At 68.6% G+C, this 18,760-nt stretch carries 13 protein-coding genes; 8 read left to right on the forward strand and 5 right to left on the reverse strand.

The genetic code is table 11. The annotated features are described in order from the left end of the window. Positions 1-23 precede the first annotated feature (23 nt). Positions 24-1,988 carry an NAD-dependent DNA ligase LigA gene (gene ligA, locus KEG57_RS23080; RefSeq protein ID WP_272423492.1) on the forward strand — a complete coding sequence of 655 codons (1,965 nt, stop codon included), beginning with the start codon at positions 24-26 and terminating at the stop codon, positions 1,986-1,988. A 77-nt stretch (positions 1,989-2,065) separates the two neighbouring features. On the opposite strand, the gene KEG57_RS23085 is transcribed toward ligA, so the two are convergent. Continuing rightward, the gene (locus KEG57_RS23085; protein WP_272423491.1) at positions 2,066-3,070 is read right to left on the reverse strand and encodes a DUF2804 domain-containing protein; all 1,005 of its coding nucleotides are present in this window, start codon (positions 3,068-3,070) and stop codon (positions 2,066-2,068) included. A gap of 92 nt (positions 3,071-3,162) precedes the next feature. Between KEG57_RS23085 and pruA the strand changes: the two genes are divergently transcribed. Further along, positions 3,163-4,794, forward strand: a complete 1,632-nt coding sequence (pruA, locus tag KEG57_RS23090; RefSeq protein WP_272423490.1) for an L-glutamate gamma-semialdehyde dehydrogenase — start codon at positions 3,163-3,165, stop codon at positions 4,792-4,794. Between the two features lie 16 nt (positions 4,795-4,810). On the opposite strand, the gene KEG57_RS23095 is transcribed toward pruA, so the two are convergent. Beyond that, on the reverse strand, positions 4,811-5,107 hold the full coding sequence (locus KEG57_RS23095; RefSeq protein ID WP_272423489.1) for a hypothetical protein: 297 nt from the start codon (positions 5,105-5,107) through the stop codon (positions 4,811-4,813). A gap of 60 nt (positions 5,108-5,167) precedes the next feature. On the opposite strand from KEG57_RS23095, the gene KEG57_RS23100 reads away from it, so the two are divergent. After that, a complete protein-coding gene (locus tag KEG57_RS23100) occupies positions 5,168-7,303 on the forward strand; it encodes a M3 family metallopeptidase (protein WP_272423488.1) in 2,136 nt (711 codons plus the stop codon). A 36-nt stretch (positions 7,304-7,339) separates the two neighbouring features. Here KEG57_RS23100 and KEG57_RS23105 read toward each other — a convergent pair whose 3' ends face one another. The 3 genes from KEG57_RS23105 to KEG57_RS23115 form a co-directional block, all read right to left on the reverse strand. Further along, the gene (locus tag KEG57_RS23105) at positions 7,340-10,753 is read right to left on the reverse strand and encodes a tetratricopeptide repeat protein (protein ID WP_272423486.1); all 3,414 of its coding nucleotides are present in this window, start codon (positions 10,751-10,753) and stop codon (positions 7,340-7,342) included. A gap of 136 nt (positions 10,754-10,889) precedes the next feature. Next, entirely contained in the window at positions 10,890-12,191 is a 1,302-nt protein-coding gene (locus KEG57_RS23110) for a serine/threonine-protein kinase (protein WP_272423485.1), read from the reverse strand. Continuing rightward, entirely contained in the window at positions 12,188-13,420 is a 1,233-nt protein-coding gene (locus KEG57_RS23115; RefSeq protein ID WP_272458803.1) for an FHA domain-containing protein, read from the reverse strand. The genes KEG57_RS23110 and KEG57_RS23115 overlap by 4 nt, the downstream gene beginning before the upstream one ends. Before the next feature lie 73 nt (positions 13,421-13,493). Between KEG57_RS23115 and pilB the strand changes: the two genes are divergently transcribed. The 5 genes from pilB (at position 13,494) to KEG57_RS23140 (ending at position 18,743) form a co-directional block, all read left to right on the forward strand. Further along, complete coding sequence (pilB, locus tag KEG57_RS23120; RefSeq protein WP_272423483.1) at positions 13,494-15,206, forward strand: type IV-A pilus assembly ATPase PilB; 1,713 nt, start codon at positions 13,494-13,496, stop codon at positions 15,204-15,206. Between the two features lie 2 nt (positions 15,207-15,208). Continuing rightward, positions 15,209-16,327 (forward strand): type IV pilus twitching motility protein PilT, encoded by a 1,119-nt coding sequence (locus KEG57_RS23125; RefSeq protein ID WP_272423481.1) that lies wholly within the window; start codon positions 15,209-15,211, stop codon positions 16,325-16,327. Between the two features lie 107 nt (positions 16,328-16,434). Then, positions 16,435-17,097 (forward strand): transcriptional repressor LexA, encoded by a 663-nt coding sequence (gene lexA, locus KEG57_RS23130; RefSeq protein ID WP_272423480.1) that lies wholly within the window; start codon positions 16,435-16,437, stop codon positions 17,095-17,097. 114 nt (positions 17,098-17,211) lie between these two features. Beyond that, the gene (locus tag KEG57_RS23135) at positions 17,212-17,538 is read left to right on the forward strand and encodes a DUF4398 domain-containing protein (protein WP_272423479.1); all 327 of its coding nucleotides are present in this window, start codon (positions 17,212-17,214) and stop codon (positions 17,536-17,538) included. Beyond that, positions 17,535-18,743, forward strand: a complete 1,209-nt coding sequence (locus tag KEG57_RS23140) for an OmpA family protein (RefSeq protein ID WP_272423478.1) — start codon at positions 17,535-17,537, stop codon at positions 18,741-18,743. The genes KEG57_RS23135 and KEG57_RS23140 overlap by 4 nt, the downstream gene beginning before the upstream one ends. The last annotated feature ends 17 nt before the right edge of the window (positions 18,744-18,760 follow it).

Raw genomic sequence — 18,760 nt, forward strand, 5'->3', positions numbered from 1 at the left:
AGCGACTTAGGGAGGACACGAGGATGACGCACCTGCACCACGGCTGGGACAAACAGCCGGATCCGGCCGTGCGAGCGCGGATCGACGAGCTCGCCGAGCGCATCGAGCGCTACCGCGCGAGCTACTACGCCGGCAAACCCGACATCTCGGACGCCGCCTACGACGCGCTCGAAGACGAGCTGCGTGATCTCGACCCGACGCACCCGGTGCTGGCGCGCGTCGGCTCCCCCGTGGCCGTGACCGAGTGGGAAAAAGCCCGGCACGAAATCCCCATGGGCTCGCTGAACAAGGTCGTGAACGAGGGCGAGCTCGAAGCCTGGGCCGCGCGCTGCGACGAGCTCGTCGTGAAGGAAGGCGGCAAGGCGATCTCCGATGATCTCTTCGTCGCGGAGAAGCTCGACGGGATCTCGATCGAGGTGATCTACCGCGACGGCAAGTATGCCGACGCGATCACACGTGGCGACGGGATCATGGGCGAGCGGATCTCGCCGAACGTCGCGCGCATGCGCGGCGTGCCGCAAAAGCTGAAGGAGAAACTCACGCTCAGCGTGCGCGGCGAGATCATCCTCAAGCTGTCGGACATGAAGAAGTCGTTCCCGGGCGTGGCGAATCCGCGGAACGCCGCCGCGGGCACGTCGAAGCGCTTCGACGGCCAGGGCTGCGAGCACCTCACGGTGCTGTTCTACGACCTCGCCGATCACCTCGACGTCGCGACCGAGGAGCAGAAGATCGCGTTCTTGCGCAAGCAGGGCTTCGGCACGCCGTGGACCGCGAAGGGCACGCTGAAGGACGTGCTCGGGATCTACCGGAAGTACTCGTCGGAGATCCGCGCGGGGCTCGACTACGAGATCGACGGGCTCGTCGTGCGCGCGAACTCGACGGCCGCGCAGACCTTGCTCGGCGACGTGAACCGCAGGCCGCGCGGCGCGGTCGCGTTCAAGTTCGCGTCGCAGGCGAAGGTGTCGAAGGTGGTGGAGATCCTCTGGGACACGGGACCGAGCGGGCGCGTGACGCCCGTCGCGATCGTGGAGCCGGTGGAGCTCGCGGGCGCGACGGTGCAGCGCGCGAGCCTGCACAACGTGGGCAACGTGCGCGCGCTCGGGATCGGCGTGGGCGACGAGGTCCTGGTGTCACGCCGGAACGACGTGATCCCGTACGTCGAGGAAGTGGTGGAGAAGGGCGGCAAGACGGAGCAGCCGCCGACGCGCTGCCGTCGTTGCTCGGCCGAGCTCGTGACGAGCGGCGAGTACCTGCTCTGCCGCAACCAGGAGTGCCCCGCGCTCGTCGAGGGCCGGATCCACAACTGGATCGACGCGATCGGCGCGCTCGAGTGGGGCGACAAGCTGATCGAGCAGCTCGTCGAGGCGAAGCTCGTGAAGGAGCCGGGCGATCTCTACAAGCTGAAGCCGAAGCAGATCGCGGACCTCGAGCGACGCGGCGACAAGATTGCGAAGAAGGTGCTCGACGAGCTCACGAGCCGGCTGCCGCTGACGCTCCCCGTGTTCCTGGCGGCGCTCGGCATCGAGGGGTTTGCGATCCAAACGGCGCGGCTCCTCGTGTCGTCGGGCTACACGACGATCGAAAAATTGCTCGCGGCGACGGAGCAGGATCTCGCGGGGATCTCGGGGCTCGGTCCGATCAAGGCCGGCATGATCGTGCGCGGGCTCCAGGGCCGCAAAGCCGAGATCGAGCGGCTGATCGCGCAAGGCATCGTGCCCGTGACGCAGGAGCAGGAGGGGCCGCTCGCGGGGATGTCGTTCTGCTTCACGGGCGCGCTGACCCGGCCGCGCGGCGAGTTGACGAACCTCGTGGAGGCGAACGGAGGGCGCGTGCTCTCGGGTGTGACGAAGGAGCTCAACTACCTCGTCAGCGCCGAAGCCGACTCGACGTCGAGCAAGGCGCAGAAGGCGAAGAAGTACGGGACGCAGCTCCTCGACGAAGCCGGCTTCTTCAAGCTCATCCAGGACAAGGGCGTGAAGGTCTCCTGACCTCGACCACGCCCCTTCCCAAACCCCTCAACGCTTGGGGCTACGCTCGGACAAGCCGAGCTACGCCCCAAACCCCCTCACCAGTACGTGTCCTGATCCTCGGTGACCCCGGCGAGCCGATCGACGCGGATCGGCTCGCGCCCCGGGACGAGGATGCGCCCCGAGAACTCGCCGGCGAGCTGAAGGAACCGCGACCGAACGATCCCGAGGTCGTGCCGCTCAGCGTGGAGGGCGCTCGGGGTGAAGTGGAGATCGATGCTGTCGTCAGGCGCGCGGACCTGCCAGCTCGACAGAGGTCGTTCGCGGTCAAACGAAAATCGGACGGCCGAGAGGGGCACGACTTCGCCGTCGATCCACGCGACACACTCGCGATCACCGACGAACCCATCGGTGAGGTTCAACGCGATGGATTTGCCATCCGAGGTGCGGCCGAGGCCGAAGCCCCATCGCCACGCGGTGTGCCGTTCGAGCAGGCCCGCCGTGAAGTCGTACCCGGCGAGCGCGCCGTCGAGCGAAAACTTCCGGCCCCTGGCGACGAGCGAGCCAGAAGCCGTGAGGAGCGCGCGTTTCTCCGTGGTCGAGAAGAGGCCCTCACGGAGCGCAGCGACGACCCCGAGCGCAGGCGGCGCCTGTGTGGTGCCGAGCCGCGCCTGGAGTTCGAGGCCCTGCATGCGTACGTCAATGACGTAATCGCTCTGGCCGACGGGCCTCGAGACGGAGAGGTGGTTTCCACCGAGGTGGTAGGAGGCGAGGCAGCCCTCGCCGCCGCTGTCGCCGACGAAGGCGCTGAACGGCGGGCCCTTGCTGGTCTCGTCGCAGAGGGTGCGGCCCTCGCGGCGATCCACGACGAAGGCGAAGGCGTTGGCGGCGTAGCCGAGGCGGATGATCGCGGCCGCGCAGATGAGCTCGTCGGACGCGAGGGCCACGTAAAACCAACGCTTTTCGCGGCGCACGCGGGTGAGCGGGTTTTTCGCGGCAGCCCCGAAGACGACGGGCGGCAGCCCCCCGACGTACGTGCCGAACCGGGGCCTCTGGGTGGTCGGGTCGAGGATCGCTTCGGGCGGAGTCCGGTGGATCTGCATCCACGGGAGAATAGCGAGCCCTGGGAAGACGGCACGGACCTCGGCACGGCACGGGAGCGCCACCGCGGATCGCAGTGGTAGACTCGCGCGCCATGCAGGCCGCGATCGTGAACACGCCCCATCCCGTCAACGAGCCGACGCGTTCTTATGCGCCCGGTACGGCCGAACGCGCGGAGCTCAAGGCCGCACTCGCGCGCATGTCCGGCGAGACGATCGAGATCCCGATGGTGATCGGGGCAAACAACGTCTTCTCGGGCCGCCTCACCGAAGTGCGCGCGCCGCACAAGCGGAGCCTGCTCCTCGCACGCGCGCACGACGGAAATCGCGGCGACATGGAGGAGGCGATCGAAGCCGCGCTCGGCGCGTCGAAGATGTGGAGCGAACTGCCGTGGACGGCGCGCGCGGCGGTGTTCTTGCGCGCGGCGGAGCTGCTCGCGACGCGGTACCGGCCGCTGCTCAACGCGGCGACGATGCTCGGGCAGAGCAAGACGGCGCATCAGGCCGAGATCGATGCGGCCTGCGAGCTCATCGATTTCCTGCGCTTCAACGTGGCCTACGCGCGGCAGATCGCGACGGAGCAGCCCGAGAGCTTGCCCGGGACGTGGAACGTGATGGAGCCGCGTCCGCTCGAAGGGTTCGTCTTCGCGGCGACGCCGTTCAACTTCACGGCCATCGCGGCGAACCTGCCCGCGGCGCCGGCGATCATGGGCAACACGGTCGTGTGGAAGCCGTCGCAGAACGCGCTGCTCTCGGCGCACTGGATCATGGCGCTCTTCCGCGAAGCGGGGCTGCCCGACGGCGTGATCAACCTCGTGATGGGAGATCCGGCGGAGCTGACGACGGCGGCCCTCGAGCACCCGAGTCTCGCGGGCGTGCACTTCACGGGCTCGACGCCGGTGTTCCGGTGGATGTGGCGCAAGATCGGCGAGAACATCGATCGGTACCGGACGTACCCGCGGCTCGTGGGCGAGACGGGCGGCAAGGATTTTGTGTTTGCCCACGCGAGCGCGGATCCGACGGCGCTCGCGGTCGCGCTCGTGCGCGGCGCGTTCGAGTACCAAGGACAAAAGTGCTCGGCGGCGTCGCGCGCGTACGTGCCGAAGTCGATGTGGCCGGCGCTGAAGGAGCGGATCGTGGAGCTCACGCGGATGATCCGCGTCGGCGACGTCGCGGACTTCCGGAACTTCATGGGCGCTGTGATCGATGGTCGCGCCTACGCGCGGATCACGAGCGCGGTGGAGGAGGCACGGAAGGGCGGGCGCGCGCGGCTCATCTGCGGCGGCGAGTGGAGTGACACGGAGGGCTTCTTCATCGAGCCGACGGTGATGGAGACGGACGATCCGAAGCACACGCTGATGGAGACGGAGCTCTTCGGCCCGGTGCTGACGGTGTGGCCGTACGAGGACGCCAAGGTGGACGAAGCGCTCGCGCTCTGCGACGAGACGAGCCCGTACGCGCTGACGGGCGCGGTGTTCGCCCGCGATCGGGTGTTCATCGAGAAGGCGAGCAAGGCGCTGCGGCGCGCGGCCGGCAACTTCTACGTGAACGACAAGCCCACGGGCGCCGTGGTCGGGCAGCAGCCGTTCGGCGGCGGGCGCGCCTCGGGGACGAATGACAAGGCAGGCAGCGTGCTGAACCTGCTGCGCTGGACGTCGCCGCGCGTGATCAAAGAGAACTTCGAGCCCCCGCGCGCCGTGCCCTATCCGTTCCAGTCCGAGCCGTGAAACGCGTTGCGCCGCATCACTGCGGCGTGGCCTGGCAAGCGCCGCCCTCGATGGCGACACACACGCCCTTCTCGTCCTCGTAGTACGAGGCTTGCTCCTCGTAACAGTCGGCCTGGGTGGAGAGGGACGCGGCGTAGGCGGAGTCTTCGGCCGCGAGCTCGACGCACGTCGACGTGCAGAGCGACTCGCTCGAGCCGGGCTGGCAGAGCGCGTTTTTCTGGCAAATGACGGCGCAACTTTCCTCGGGTGAACGGTCGCCGCAGCCGGAGATCACGAAGGTCAGGAGAAGGGCGAAGAGAGTCGAAAGGCGCATGCGTCGAGGATAACGCAGGCGGGTTTTGGCAAAGCGCTCCGAATGGTATACGGGCGCTCGATGCGTACCCCGAGCTTCGCCCTGGTCTCGCTCGCTCTCGCCCTCCTCGCCTGCGGTGGCTCGACACCCGAGCCCGTGACGCCTCCGAACACGGATGCGGACACGGCGAAGACGAGCGCCGCAGCGACGACAGAGAAACCTGCGGATCCGCCGCCCGCGCCCGCTGCCAAGCCTGCGTTCGATCCGGTGGCGATCGCCATGACGCCGGATGGCGCGCGCAAGCTCTGCGATGAGCACCTCGCGAAGGCGAAGGGCCTCGTCGACGACATCAAGGCGTTGAAAGGCGCGCCTGCGGACAAGCTCACGTTCGCGTCGACGGTGGGTCGCTTCGACGACGTGATCCTCGAGCTCGCGAGCGCCGGAGAGTTCCCGTACCTGATGGGCGTGGCGCACCCGGAGGCAGCGGTGCGCGAGGCGGCGAAGGGTTGCGAGCCGAAGACGGACGCGTTCCAGACGTCGCTCTGGCTCGACGCGGATGTGGCCGCGGTGATCCAGGCCTACGCGAAGAAGGGCGAGAAGCTCGAAGGCGAACGCGCGCGGCTCGTCGCCGACGTGCTGCGTGATTTCCGGCGCAACGGGCTCGAGCTCTCCCCGGAGAAGCAGGCGCGGCTGCGCGAGCTGAACGCCGAGATCACGAAGAAGGGCCAGGAGTTCATGTCGAACATCGGCGCCTCGACGGAGTGGATCGAGGTCGACGCGAAGGAGCTCGAAGGCCTACCGAAGGAGTACGTCGCGAGCCACAAGCCGAACGACAAGCAGAAGGTCCGCATCTCGACGGACTACCCGGACTACTTCCCGTTCATCACGTACGCGAAGAACCGCAAGCTCGCGCTCGAGCTCTACGTGAAGTTCACGAACCGCGGCGGAAAGCAGAACGTGCGGCTGCTCGAGGAGCTGCTCGCGCGGAGGACCGAGAAGGCGAAGCTGCTCGGCTACGAGACCTGGGCGGACTACGCGATCGAGCCGCGCATGGCGAAGAGCCGGAAGAACGTGCGCGAGTTCCTCGACAACCTCTCGGCCGCGCTGAAGGACCCGGTGAAGGGCGAGTTCGAGGAGCTGCGCAAGGAGCACGTGCGGCTCGGTGGGAAGAAGACGGACGTCCTCTATCCGGGGGATCGGTACTACCTCGAGGACAAGGTCCGGAAGGCCAAGTACAACTTCGACTCGCAGGCGCTCGCCGAGTACTTCGAGATCGGCGCGGTGAAGAAGGGCCTGCTCGACATCACCGCGCGGATGTACGGGCTCGAGTACCGCGAGGTGCCGGCCGCGGCGTGGCACCCGGACGTGACGGCGTACGAGGTGTGGTCGAAGGGCGAGAAGATCGGGAAGTTCTATCTCGATCTCTACGCGCGCGCCGACAAGTACAAGCACGCGGCGATGTTCGGCGTGCGCACGGCGAAGCGCCTGTCCGATGGGACGTGGCAGCAGCCGATGGCCGCGCTCGTGTGCAACTTCCCGAAGACGGAAGGCAGCCAGCCGGGCCTGATGTCGCACGAGGAGGTGACGACGTTCTTCCACGAGTTCGGCCACGTGCTGCACCAGCTGCTCACGCGCTCGGAGCTCGCGACGTACTCGGGCTCGAACGCGGTGCGCGACTTCGTGGAGGCGCCGTCGCAGATGTTCGAGGAGTGGGCGTGGTCGCGCGAGGTGCTCGACACGTTCGCGCGGCACTACAAGACGGGCGAGAAGATCCCGGATGCGCTCTTCACGTCGATGACGAAGGCGCGCACGTTCGGGCTCGCGCTCGCCACGCAACGCCAGCTCTTCCTCGCGTCGCTGGATCAGGAGCTCCACGCCCGCGCGACACCGTTCGATACGACGAAGGTCGTGGAGGAGGTGCAAGGCAAGGTCGACGTGTTCCCGTACGTGAAGGGGACGCACTTCCAGTCGAGCTTCGGGCACCTCATCGGCTACGACGCCGGCTACTACGGCTACCAGTGGGCGCTGAGCCTGTCGCGTGACGTGCTGACGCGCTTCCGCAAGGAGGGCCTGCTCAACACGGCCACGGCCGAAGCGTGGAGGACCGAGGTGCTGTCGAAGGGCGGCGGCGAGGACGAGCGGACGATGATCTCGCGCTTCCTCGGCCGCGCCCCGAGCCACGACGCGTACTTCGCGTACCTCAAGGGCAAGGAGTGACGCGAACAGGGGGCGCGCCTCGCGCCCCCGCGTCCCTCAAGGCTGGACCGAGATCCCCATCGCCTCGCGCAGCGTGGCGTGCGCCTCGGAGACCGTAAATCCGATCAGATCGGTGATCTTCGTCTCGGCATCGAGCGCGCCGCGCGGCTCGGCGCGGAGCAACGTCGCGACCACGTCGAGGCTGCCGCAGAGCAGGTAACCCGCACGCGTCGCGCATCGCTCCACGGCCGCGGCCCAGCGCGGTAGGTCGGGACGAACGCTCGCGGCGGCGAACGCGGAGACCGCATCTTCCAGCGCCTTGCGTTGCTCCTCGTCGAGGTGCGCTTCGAAGTGCGGCTTGAACGCGAGCACGACGTCACGGACCTTCGCGGGGATCGGCTCGTTCGGGAGCGCGATCGCGATGGCGGTGACGAAACACGCGCTGAGCTCTTCGAGCGACGGATAGAAGAGCAGGAGCCGGTGATGGCCCACGTGGTACGTGAGGTGCCGGCCCACGAGGAACGCGAGCTCCGCGAGCGTACGACCTCGCAGCGCGTGCTGGCCCGCGAGGACCGTGGCGTCCGCTGCGGGGATGGCCACGAGACTCACGGCGGCGTCCTCGCGCACGTACACGTCGGGGGGCGTCACGCCGAGGAAATGGCTGCCCCAGGCGAACGAGCGGACGATCGAGATCGTGCTGCGCTGGAGGTCCTGCTTCTGCGACGGATCCAGCGCCGGGAGCCTTCCTTCGCTTCCGAGCTGTTCGAGCCGCGCGGCGATCGCGGCGCCCGCGATCGCTTCGAGCACGCCTTCGGTGAGCGTGTCCCTTCGCTCGTCCCGCAAAAGATCCCAGCCCTCGGCAGGCATCGCGCTCAGGAAACGCGGCACGCCGTTCGGCTTGTGCTCGTCGTAGAGGAAGCGCTCGCGCGACTCGGCGATGCCGAGGTGCGCGGTGACCACCGAGGCCGTGTACGCGACGTCCGGTTGCCGGAGCTTCTGCGCGACGTCGAAGATGTCGTGGTAGGACTGCGCGCGCTGCGGATCGAGCTTCGCCGCGTCGCGCAGGTGTACGAGCGCGCGCTCGTGCCGGCCGATCGTGCGGGCGAGGTCCGCGACGACGAGGTGGCCGCCGAGATCGTCGGGTCGCTCGTCGACCGAGCGCTCGAAGTAGGCGAGCGCGACGAGCGGATCCTCCAGGTGATCACGGAAGAGGAGCCCGAGGCGCCGCCCGATCTCCCACGCCGCGCGGCGACGCGCTTCGCCCTGCGGCAGCCGATCGAGGCGGGAGAGCGCGCGCCGATAGATCGCTTCGAGCTGACTCCACTCCTGTCGCTCCGAGAGGATACGCGCGAGGGTGTCGAGCGGCTCGAGCATGCTGGAGTCGCTGTCGATCGCGAGCTCGAGCATCTCGATCGCGAGCTCGTCGCGGCCGATGCCCTGGCAATAGGTCGCGAGCTCGAGGTACGTCGCGGCGCGGTCCCGCGGGACCGGCGTGAGCTCCGCGATGCGGCGGCGGGTCTCGATCGCCTTGTCGATCTCGCTCGCGTGCTCGTACAGCCGACGGAGCTTGCCGAGCACCACGAGATCCTCGGGACGGATGTCGCGCGCGCGCTCGAACGACGAGCGGGCGCGCGCGGAATCGGAGCCGATGCTCTCCCAGCGCTCACCGAACTCCATCAGGTGCTCGAAGCGCTCGGTCTGGCTCGTGAGGGTCGCGAGCAAGCGCTCCTCGGCGGCGTGGACAGCGCGGAAATCACGCTCGGCCACGTTGAGCACGACGAGCGCTTCGAGCGCGGGGCGGTACTCGGGGCGGAGCGTGAGCGCCTTGTCGAGGTTCGAGATCGCCTCCTTGCGCTTCTCCTGGCTCCACTTCGCGGTCGCGAGGCGAACGTAGAGCTCGGCGCGCTCCTCGGTGTCGCCGGGCGCGAGGTGGCCGAGCGCCTTTCGGTACTCGGCGAGCGCGCCCTCGTGCTCCTTCGAGGCGAGCATTGCGTCGCCCGCATCGCGATGGCGCACCGCAGGCGACGTTTCCACCGCCGGCGGCGTTTCGGGCGCAGGCGACGCGTTCGGCGTCGTGCTCGGCGCGGCCGGCGGCGAGGACGCGCGGGGCGATGGGACTGTGGTCGCCGAGGGCTCGGGGATCGCCGGGACCACAGTGATGCGCGGCGCGGGCGCAGGCGTGATCTCTTCGGCCTGCGGGCTCGGCGTCGTCGCCGGCGCGACCGACGGAGGCGAAGGCTCCTGGATGATGACGCGAGGGACCGACGCTTCGGGACGCGTGAACGATCGATCCTCGGGCAACGTCGTCGCCACGTACGCCGCAGAGGGGTCGCTCGCCTGAAGGATCGGTGCAGGCTCGGGCGCGATCTCCGGTGCAGGCTCGGGCGCGATCTCGGACGCGGACTCCGGCGTGATCTCCGGCGTGATCTCCGGCGTGATCTCCGGCGTCATCTCCGGCGCGGGCTCGGGCGCTTTGGCCTCGGGCGAGGTCGAGCTCGGCATGATGCGCGAGCGCAACGTGGTCGCAGGCCCGCGTTCACCGAACGCGGCATCGTCGACCACGACGTCCACGCTCGACGGCATGTTCTCCGGCGAGATCTCCCGGAGCGGCGGCGCATCGACGGCCTCCACGCGCACGGAGCGCGCGAGCGGCTTGCCGAGGGCTCCGAGCAGCGTCTCGGCTGCCTCCGATTCGAGCGTCACCTCTTCGAGGCGCTCGCCGAGCGAAAGCGCGTCCGCGTCGAGCGTCGCGGGCGCGTCCGCCATCGCCGGCACGCCCGCGTCCTTCCAGATCGCCGCTCCGACGGGCACCTGGATGAGCGCGAACGGCGTCCAGCCACGCGCGTGCGCGAAGCACGGCACCACGCCGACGAGCCCTTCCTTGATGCGCTCGTAGAGCATCCGCGCGAGCAGACCGGTCTCCGCATCCGCGTCGTCGAACGCGTTGATGAGCGCGCGCGTGAACGGCGACGGCCGCTCCTCGATGGCGGGCGACGAGGGACGCGCCGCGATGAGCAGCTCGATCCCGCTGCGCTGCGGGTTCACGGCGTCCTTCGCCGCAGCGACCACGGTCGCGCTGCGGAACGGATCGGCGGGCGCGGGCGCGTGGCGGCACTCGAGCACGAAGAGCACAGGCCCCGACGCGTGATCTTGAAAGACGGCGACCACGTCCGCGAGCGCGTCGCCCGTCTGCGGGTTCTCGGGATCGAGGCAGAGGAAGAACTCGCCATCGACCGAGACCGCGACGGGGCTCGAGACATAGAAGAGGATCTCGTCCTCCGGGCCCGGCTTGCGCTCCTCGAAGAGCGTGTCGAGCTGCTCGGCGAGATCCACGTGTGGATCGATGTCCACCACCTCGAACGCCGTGTCTTCCAGGGGGAGACGCGAGCGGAGGATGTCGCCGTCGAGCGCGCCCGGCGGGGCGCGCATGTCGGAGAGGAGCGAAGGCGTCGCGACGATCGCCAAACGCATCAGGCTGCTCCCGGGCCGCGGGCCTTCATCGAAGCAGGCAATCTATCAGGCCTCGGGCGCGGAGAGCGCGGCGAACGACAAGCCCTCGTGGACCAGGCGCTTCCGGTATCCTGGGCCGCACCGGCGACGGAGAGGCTCACGTGCCGTTCGCCCGCGCCATGGGCAGACGCCCGACCAGATCCGTACCGTTCGCCGGGCGGCGGTCGTCCGCGCCGATGCATGTGTCGGCGACGGCGCGCCACCGCGCGGCCTCTTCCGTGGCGAGCCCCCGCTCCCCGAGCCTGTGGAGCACGTCTTCGAGCACGCGGCCGTAGCCGTACACGTCGTCGCGGGGGTCGCTCGCTCGGCCGGCGATACGTTCGGGCGAGACGTAGCCGGCGCTGCCTCCGTCCCCGCGGGCGCCGAGCGGGCGCGCGATGCCGAAGTCGCCGAGCAAGGGTTCGCCCGTGTCCCGGAGGAGCACGTTCGCCGGCTTGACGTCCGCGTGGACGAACCCCCCGGCGTGGAGCCGCGCAAGCGCCCGAGCGAGCGGGAGCGCCCAGCGATCGATCGGGAGGAGCGCCGCGAGATCCCCCCGGGCGAGCACGTCGCGCACCGAGCCCCGCGGGATCCACTCGAGGGCGAGCCAGCCTTCCTCTGGATCCGCGTCGAGCACGCGGATCACGCCGGGTCCGCGCATCCGATCGGCGAGCCGCGCCTCGCGCTCGAGGTGCTCTCGGTCGCGACCACGCCGATGGTAGACCTTGAACGCGAGGCGCCTGCCGAGGAGCTCGTCTTCGGCTTCGTAGACGGTCCCGGCGCCGCCACGCGCGACCTCGCGCAAGAGCCGAAACGGCGCGCGCGCGCCGGCGTCCGTCACCACCGTGGCCTCGTCGAGCCGACGCGCTGGACCGGGCGCCGCGCCGAGCGCCGCGCGCCAACGCGTGTGCCGCTCCCGCGCGCCCGGCGTGTCGATGCTCCGCGCGAGCACGCGCTCGATCGTGCCGAGCGCCCGCGGGAGCTGGCCGAGCGAGGCGTGCAGATCCGCCGCGAGCAAGAGCGCCGGCGTGCTCGACGCGTTCGCCAGCGCTTCGAGCGCGCCCTTCTCGTCGCCGCGCGCCGCGAGGATGTCCGCGCACGCGAGCCGCACGGCCTCGGGCACCGCATGATCTTCTGCGGCTTCGAGCACGCGCGCTGCAGCCTCGGCCTCGCGCACCGTCCCGCGCGCCTTGCGCAGGAGCAGGATCGCCTGTTCCTCGCTCGGGCCATCCGGCGCGCCCACGCGCGCGAGCAGCGCGAGCTCGGCGGACGCTTCGTCGACCACGGGGCGAGCACGCTCGCCGCGCGTCTCTTCGACGGCGGGCTTCGCGCGCGCGTCCGCGCCGCGTGCGGCCTCCTCGCCCGCGGCCTCGTCTCTCTCGCCGAAGAGCCTCCCCTTGATCCTCCGCCACAAGCTCACACGCCGCCCCCACTCCCTTCGCGGCTCCCCGCGGCCACGCGCAGCACCACGGGCCCGCCGCGGCTCGCGCGGATCTCGTCGCCCATGCAGAGCTCGACCTCGGCGGCGAGCTCGAACTCGCCCAGGATCGGCCGCGGCGCTCCGCTCGGCGTCCGCAGCACCACGAACCCACTGTCACCGTGCACCACCCGATCGACGTGCAGCGCGCCCACGACGAGCGGACCGAGCGGCGCAAGGAAACGTGTTCCAGCGACCGTCACGATCACGCCGTTGGGCACGAGGTCTCGCTCGGGCGACGCCGTCGGCCGGTCGATCCCACACGGCACCTCTCCGCCGAGCTCCAGGCGGATCCCCTGGCCCACCGGGATCGCTCCCTGGATCCGCGCGCCGGCGAGCATCGTCCCGTTCCGCGTGTCGAGATCCTCCACGAAGATCTCGCTCCCCTCGCGGCGGATGCGCAGGTGCGTGCGGCTCACGGCCCGCGCGCCGACGAGGATCGTCGCTTCGCCGCGGCCGATCGTTGCCTCCTCGCCGAGCGCCACGTGGAAGAGTTTTCCGCCGATCTCCAGATCGACGAGCGGCCCCGTCGCGAGGCGCGCGCGGATCGCGCGAGCGGCGTCGGCGACCACGTCGTCGTCTCGCTCGACGAGCGCGGCCCGCGCGACCTCGAGCGCGGCGCGGCGCTCGGCGGTCCTGTCGAGATCGGCCACGCGCCTGCGCACGTCCGTCACCTCGCGGACCTTGCGCGACTCGGCATGCGAGACCTTGAGGCGCTCTTCGAGCTTCTCGATCGCACCCATCTCCGTGAGCACCCGGATCTCCGACTCGGCGTCCCCGAGCTCCGCGTAGACCTCGGCCGCGCGTTCGAGCTGCCCGGCGCCTTCGAGATCACGGGCGACACGCGCGAGCTCGCTCTTCAGCGAGGCCCCGCCGCGGGCGCGGATCACGTCGAGCGTGAGCTGCGCCTTGCGGCCGAGCGCGCGCTTCTGGATCTCCTCGTTCTTCGCGGTCCGCGCGGCGACGTCGCAGAACGCGATCCGTTGCTCGACCGATCCTTCGGCATCGGCGCGCAAGAGCAGCACGCGCGCCGCGTCGTCCGGCATCTCGGCTTCGACGTACAGCGTGGCCGCGGAAGCGAGGTCACCGGCGAGCTCCCGGGCGCGCGCCTCTTTTGCTCGTCGGCCCTCGCCCCAGCCCAGGAAGCGATCGAAGAGACCCACTGCCGGCATCGTAGCGCGGCTCGGAAGCGCTGGGCGAGACCTGTTGACTCTCCCCTTCCCTCCGCGGACCATCGGAGGCTCGATGTCCAACTTCACGACCGGTCAGACCCGCCTGGGCGAGCTGCTCGTCCGCGAGAAGCTCATCAGCTTGCAGCAGCTCCGCCAGGCGCAGGAAGAGCAACGCAAGAGCGGAACCAACCTGGGTCAGGTGCTGACGAAGCTCGGCTATCTGTCCGACGACGACATCGCGAGCTTCCTCGCCACGCAGTACGGCGTCCCCGTCGCCGACCTCGACGGCACGGAGTTCGATCCTGAAGTCCTGAAGCTCGTCCCGCGCGAAGTCTGCGAGAAGCAGAAGATCATCCCGCTGTTCCGCTCGGGCACCTCGCTCGTCGTGGCGATGGCGGATCCCACGAACCTCCACGCGATCGACGACATCAAGTTCCTCACCGGCTCCATCGTCGAACCGCGCGTCGCCTCCGAGGGCGCGATCACCCAGGCCATCGAGCGCGCCTACTCTGCCGGCCCCTCGTACGACGAGATGCTCGCCGAGTTCGGTGACGAGCAGGTCGACTTCACGGTCGACACCGAGGACGTCAACGTCCTCGAGCTCGAGAAGGCGGCCGAGGGCGCGCCGGTCGTCCGGCTCGTGAACGCGATCCTCCTCAACGCCATCAAGAAGGGCGCGAGCGACATCCACATCGAGCCGTACGAGAAGAAGCTCCGCGTCCGGTACCGCATCGACGGCGTGCTCGTGGAGGAGATGCAGCCTCCGATGAAGCTCAAGAACGCGATCGCGAGCCGGCTCAAGATCATGAGCTCGCTCGACATCGCGGAGCGCCGCTTGCCGCAGGACGGCCGCATCAAGCTCAAGCTCGGCAAGGGCAAGGAGATGGACTTCCGCGTCTCCGTCTGCCCGACGATCTGGGGCGAGAAGATCGTCATGCGCCTCCTCGACAAGTCGAACCTCCAGCTCGACATGACGAAGCTCGGGTTCGACAAGAGGCCGCTCGAGGACTTCCAGTGGGCGATCAACCAGCCCTGGGGCATGGTCCTCGTCACGGGCCCCACGGGCTCCGGCAAGACCACGACGCTCTACTCCGCGCTGAGCGAGCTCAACCAGATCGAGACGAACATCAGCACCGCCGAAGATCCCGTCGAGTACAACCTCCACGGCATCAACCAGGTGCAGATGCAGGACTCCATCGGCCTGAACTTCGCGGCCTCCTTGCGCTCCTTCCTGCGCCAGGACCCGGACATCATCATGGTCGGCGAGATCCGCGACTTCGAGACCGCCGAGATCGCGGTCAAGGCCGCGCTCACGGGCCACATGGTGCTCTCGACGCTGCACACGAACGACGCGCCGTCGACGATCTCGCGCCTGCTCAACATGGGCATCGAGCCCTTCCTCATCACGGCGAGCGTGAACCTCGTCCTCGCGCAGCGCCTCGCGCGGAAGAACTGCGCCGACTGCAAACAGCCGTACAAGGCCGATCCGCGAAACCTCGCCGACTTCGGCTTCACGCCCGAGCAGATCAAGACCGCCAAGCTCATGAAGGGCGCGGGCTGCAAGACGTGCAACGGCTCGGGCTACAAGGGCCGCGTCGCGCTCTACGAGGTCATGCGCTTCACGGACAACCTGAAGGAGCTCGTCCTTCAGGGCGCCTCGACGGCGGAGCTCAAGACGGCCGCGATCAAGAACGGGATGATGACCCTGCGCATGGCGGGCATCGAGAAGGTGATGCAGGGCATGACGACGACCGAGGAGGTCGGTCGCGTCACGATGGGAGACTAGCCATGACCGCGGAGACGCCGGGGCGCGAGCCCCTCCGTTACACGATCCAGCAGCTCCTCAAGGTCATGGTCGACAAGGGGGCGAGCGACATGCACATCACGCGGAGCTCGCCTCCGCTGCTGCGCATCGACGGCTCGGTCGTCCCGCTCAAGCTCCCGCCGCTCTCCGACGAGGACACGAAGGAGCTCTGCTACTCGGTCCTCACCGAGGATCAGAAGATCGTCTTCGAGAAGAAGAACGAGCTCGACCTCTCGTTCGGCCTCTCGAGCATCTCCCGCTTCCGCGCCAACATCTTCATGCAGCGCGGCGCCGTCGCGGGCGCGTTCCGCCAGATCCCCTTCAAGATCCTGAGCTTCGACGATCTCGGCTTGCCGCCCGTCGCCGCCGAGATCGCCAACAAGCCACGCGGCCTCGTCCTGGTCACGGGACCTACCGGCTCCGGCAAGAGCACCACGCTCGCGAGCATCATCGACAAGATCAACTCCGAGCAGCGCCTGCACATCATCACGGTCGAGGACCCGATCGAGTACATCCACAACCACAAGCTCTCGGTCGTGAACCAGCGCGAGGTCGGCGCCGACACGGCGTCGTTCAAGGACGCGCTCAAGTACATCCTCCGCCAGGATCCGGACGTCGTGCTCGTCGGCGAGATGCGTGATCTCGAGACCATCGAGGCGGCGTTGACGATCGCCGAGACGGGCCACCTCGTCTTCGCCACGCTGCACACGAACAGCGCGGTCTCCTCGATCAATCGCATCATCGACGTCTTCCCCGCGCACCAGCAGTCGCAGGTCCGTGCGCAGCTCAGCTTCACGCTCGCCGCGGTCATGACGCAGCAACTCGTGCCCAAGATCGGCGGAGGTCGCGCGCTCGCGATCGAGGCCATGGTGCCGAACGCGGCCATCCGGAACCTCATCCGCGAGGACAAGCTCCACCAGATCTACTCGCAGATGCAGGTGGGCCAGGCGGGCAGCGGCATGCAGACGATGAACCAGTGCCTCCACGGCCTCTACCAGCGCCGCTTGATCTCGCTCGAGGACGCGCTCGCGCACGCCGGTGACATCGAGGAGCTGCGCGCCATGATCGAAGGGCGCAACGCCCGCCGCGGCCCCGCGACCTAGCGAGCCCGGTGGATCCAGCCTCCCGCGCAAGTCCCCGAATCCCTCCCGTAAGAAACAAAGCAGGAGTTTTGACACCCCACCGCCCGTTCAGTAGGGTAGGCGCTGCGATGCAAGGGCTCACCGAGCGCCAACAGCAGGTTCTGCATTACATCCGCCAGTCCATCAACGAGCGGGGGTATCCGCCCACGCTGCGAGAGATCGGCGCGCACATGGGCATTCGCTCCACGAACGGGGTGAACGACCATCTGCGCGCGCTCGAGCGGAAGGGATACTTGACGCGGGAGGACATGAAGAGCCGCGCCTTGCGGCCGAAGGACATGTCGGCCGCGAACGCCCGAGCGGACGAGCCGATCTCGATGCCCGAGGCGCCCGAGGACGACCTCCTCGAGGTCCCGGTTGTCGGCCGGATTGCCGCGGGTCTGCCCCTCCTCGCCGAGGAGCACCTCATCGACACGGTCCGCATCGATCGGATGCTCGTGCGGGGCGGCCGCGAGATCTTCGGCTTGAAGGTCACGGGCGACTCGATGATCGAGGCCGGCATCCTGAACGGCGACTACATCTTCGTGCGGCGCCAGGCCACGGCGCAGCGCGGCGAGATCGTAGTGGCGCTCATCGGGGACGAGGCGACGGTCAAGTACTACTTCCCCGAGAAGGACTACGTCCGGTTCCAGCCGGCGAACTCGAAGATGGCCCCGATCCTCGTGCGGGCCTCGGACTTCAAGCCGACGATGCTGCTCGGCGTCGTGGTCTCGGTATTCCGCCGACTTTGACCGTATCCCGCGTGTCACAGCACCGTTGACGCGCGACGCGCACGCTTGATAGCGTCCCGGACACGGATGGGAGCGACGGATCGGTTCCGTCGTCGCTCCAGAAAGAACGCGATCGTGAAGGCGCACGTGCGGCGGTTCCGAACTGGGCTCCTGGCAGCGGTGGGGATCTTCTCCCTCGTCGGCGCGACCGGCTGTGGTGGATCGATCTACGCGATCACCTCGAGCAGCGCTTCCTCGAAGCTCGAGACGGCCGAGGCGCTCGGCGCCGAGCGCTACGCGCCCTACGAGTTCTGGTACGCGAAGGAGCACCTCCACAAGGCGATGGAAGAGGCCTCGACCGCTGATTACGGCGACGCGATCAAGTTCGCGAGCACGGCGGAAGAGTACGCCGAAAAGGCCATCGTTCTCGCGAAGCAGGCGCACGAAGGATCGGGCCGATGAAGAGCACGCGCGGCGCTACCAAGATGCAGAAGCCGGCTCGTCGGCCGGTGGATCGTTCGCACGGGCGCTGGGCGCTGCCGGCGCTCGTCGTCATGGCGATCGGGCAGGCCTCGTGCTCGCAGGTCTCCGTCATGCGCGGCGACATCGAGGGCCTCACGAAGGTCGCGGGGCAGGCCGAGCGCAACGGCGCGATCCGCTGCGCGCCGCGCGAGCTCGCGACGGCGAAGAGCCACCTCACCTTCGCGGAGACGGAGCTCGATCAGGGCTTCTTGTTCAAGGCGAAGGCGCACCTCGACATCGCGCGCGCGAACGCGCACGCGGCCTATGATCTCTCGCCGCCGCAGAAGTGCGCGGAGCGTGGCTTCGTCGAGGAAGAGCCGCCGCCGCCGCCGCCCCCGCCGCCGCCTCCTGGAGATTGCGACGGCGACGGCTACCTCGATCCGCAGGACACGAAGTGCCCGTGCGAGGCCGAGACGTGGAACGGCGTTCAGGACGAGGACGGTTGCCCCGACGATCCGGACACGGACGGCGACGGCCTTCCGAACTCGAAGGACAGCTGCGTCCTCGTGCCGGAGGACAAGGACGGCTACCTCGACGACGACGGCTGCCCCGAGCTCGACAACGATCTCGACACGATCCTCGACGACGCGGACAAGGATCCCTCGACGGGCAAGAGCTGCGCGAACGAGCCCGAGGATCCGGACGGGTACGAAGACGTCGACGGCTGCCCCGAACCGGACAACGACAAGGACACGGTCGTCGATCTCGAGGACCAGTGCCCGAACGAGCCGGGCGTGGTCGGCGGCGACAAGCCTGGGTGCCCGAAGAAGCCTTCTCTCGTCATCGTGACGGAGAAGGAGATCAAGATCACCCAGCAGATCCACTTCGAGTTCGACAAGGACAAGATCAAGCCAGACAGCTTCGCGATCCTCGACGCTGTCGCGCAGGTTCTTCAGGACAACCCGAAGATCAAGATCGAAATCCAGGGCCACACGGACAACAAGGGTTCGGCCGTGTATAACAAGAAGCTCTCGGATCGCCGCGCCGCGGCCGTCTTGAAGTATCTCGTCGCGAAGGGCATCGACCCGAGCCGGCTCACGTCGCACGGCTACGGTATGGAAGTGCCCATCGTTCCGAACACGACCGATCAGAATCGCGCGCTCAATCGACGCGTTCAATTTGTCCGGACCGAAGGTCAGAAGTAAAACCTCGGTACCGACCA

This window comes from Polyangium jinanense, assembly GCF_028435365.1.

What these genes read in the sequence shown, in the direction of transcription:
- ligA (WP_272423492.1), top strand. Translation starts at nt 24, where the DNA reads ATGACGCACCTGCACCACGGCTGGGACAAACAGCCGGATCCGGCCGTG.
- KEG57_RS23085 (WP_272423491.1), bottom strand. Translation starts at nt 3,070, where the DNA reads ATGCAGATCCACCGGACTCCGCCCGAAGCGATCCTCGACCCGACCACC.
- pruA (WP_272423490.1), top strand. Translation starts at nt 3,163, where the DNA reads ATGCAGGCCGCGATCGTGAACACGCCCCATCCCGTCAACGAGCCGACG.
- KEG57_RS23095 (WP_272423489.1), bottom strand. Translation starts at nt 5,107, where the DNA reads ATGCGCCTTTCGACTCTCTTCGCCCTTCTCCTGACCTTCGTGATCTCC.
- KEG57_RS23100 (WP_272423488.1), top strand. Translation starts at nt 5,168, where the DNA reads ATGCGTACCCCGAGCTTCGCCCTGGTCTCGCTCGCTCTCGCCCTCCTC.
- KEG57_RS23105 (WP_272423486.1), bottom strand. Translation starts at nt 10,753, where the DNA reads ATGCGTTTGGCGATCGTCGCGACGCCTTCGCTCCTCTCCGACATGCGC.
- KEG57_RS23115 (WP_272458803.1), bottom strand. Translation starts at nt 13,420, where the DNA reads ATGCCGGCAGTGGGTCTCTTCGATCGCTTCCTGGGCTGGGGCGAGGGC.
- pilB (WP_272423483.1), top strand. Translation starts at nt 13,494, where the DNA reads ATGTCCAACTTCACGACCGGTCAGACCCGCCTGGGCGAGCTGCTCGTC.
- KEG57_RS23125 (WP_272423481.1), top strand. Translation starts at nt 15,209, where the DNA reads ATGACCGCGGAGACGCCGGGGCGCGAGCCCCTCCGTTACACGATCCAG.
- lexA (WP_272423480.1), top strand. Translation starts at nt 16,435, where the DNA reads ATGCAAGGGCTCACCGAGCGCCAACAGCAGGTTCTGCATTACATCCGC.
- KEG57_RS23140 (WP_272423478.1), top strand. Translation starts at nt 17,535, where the DNA reads ATGAAGAGCACGCGCGGCGCTACCAAGATGCAGAAGCCGGCTCGTCGG.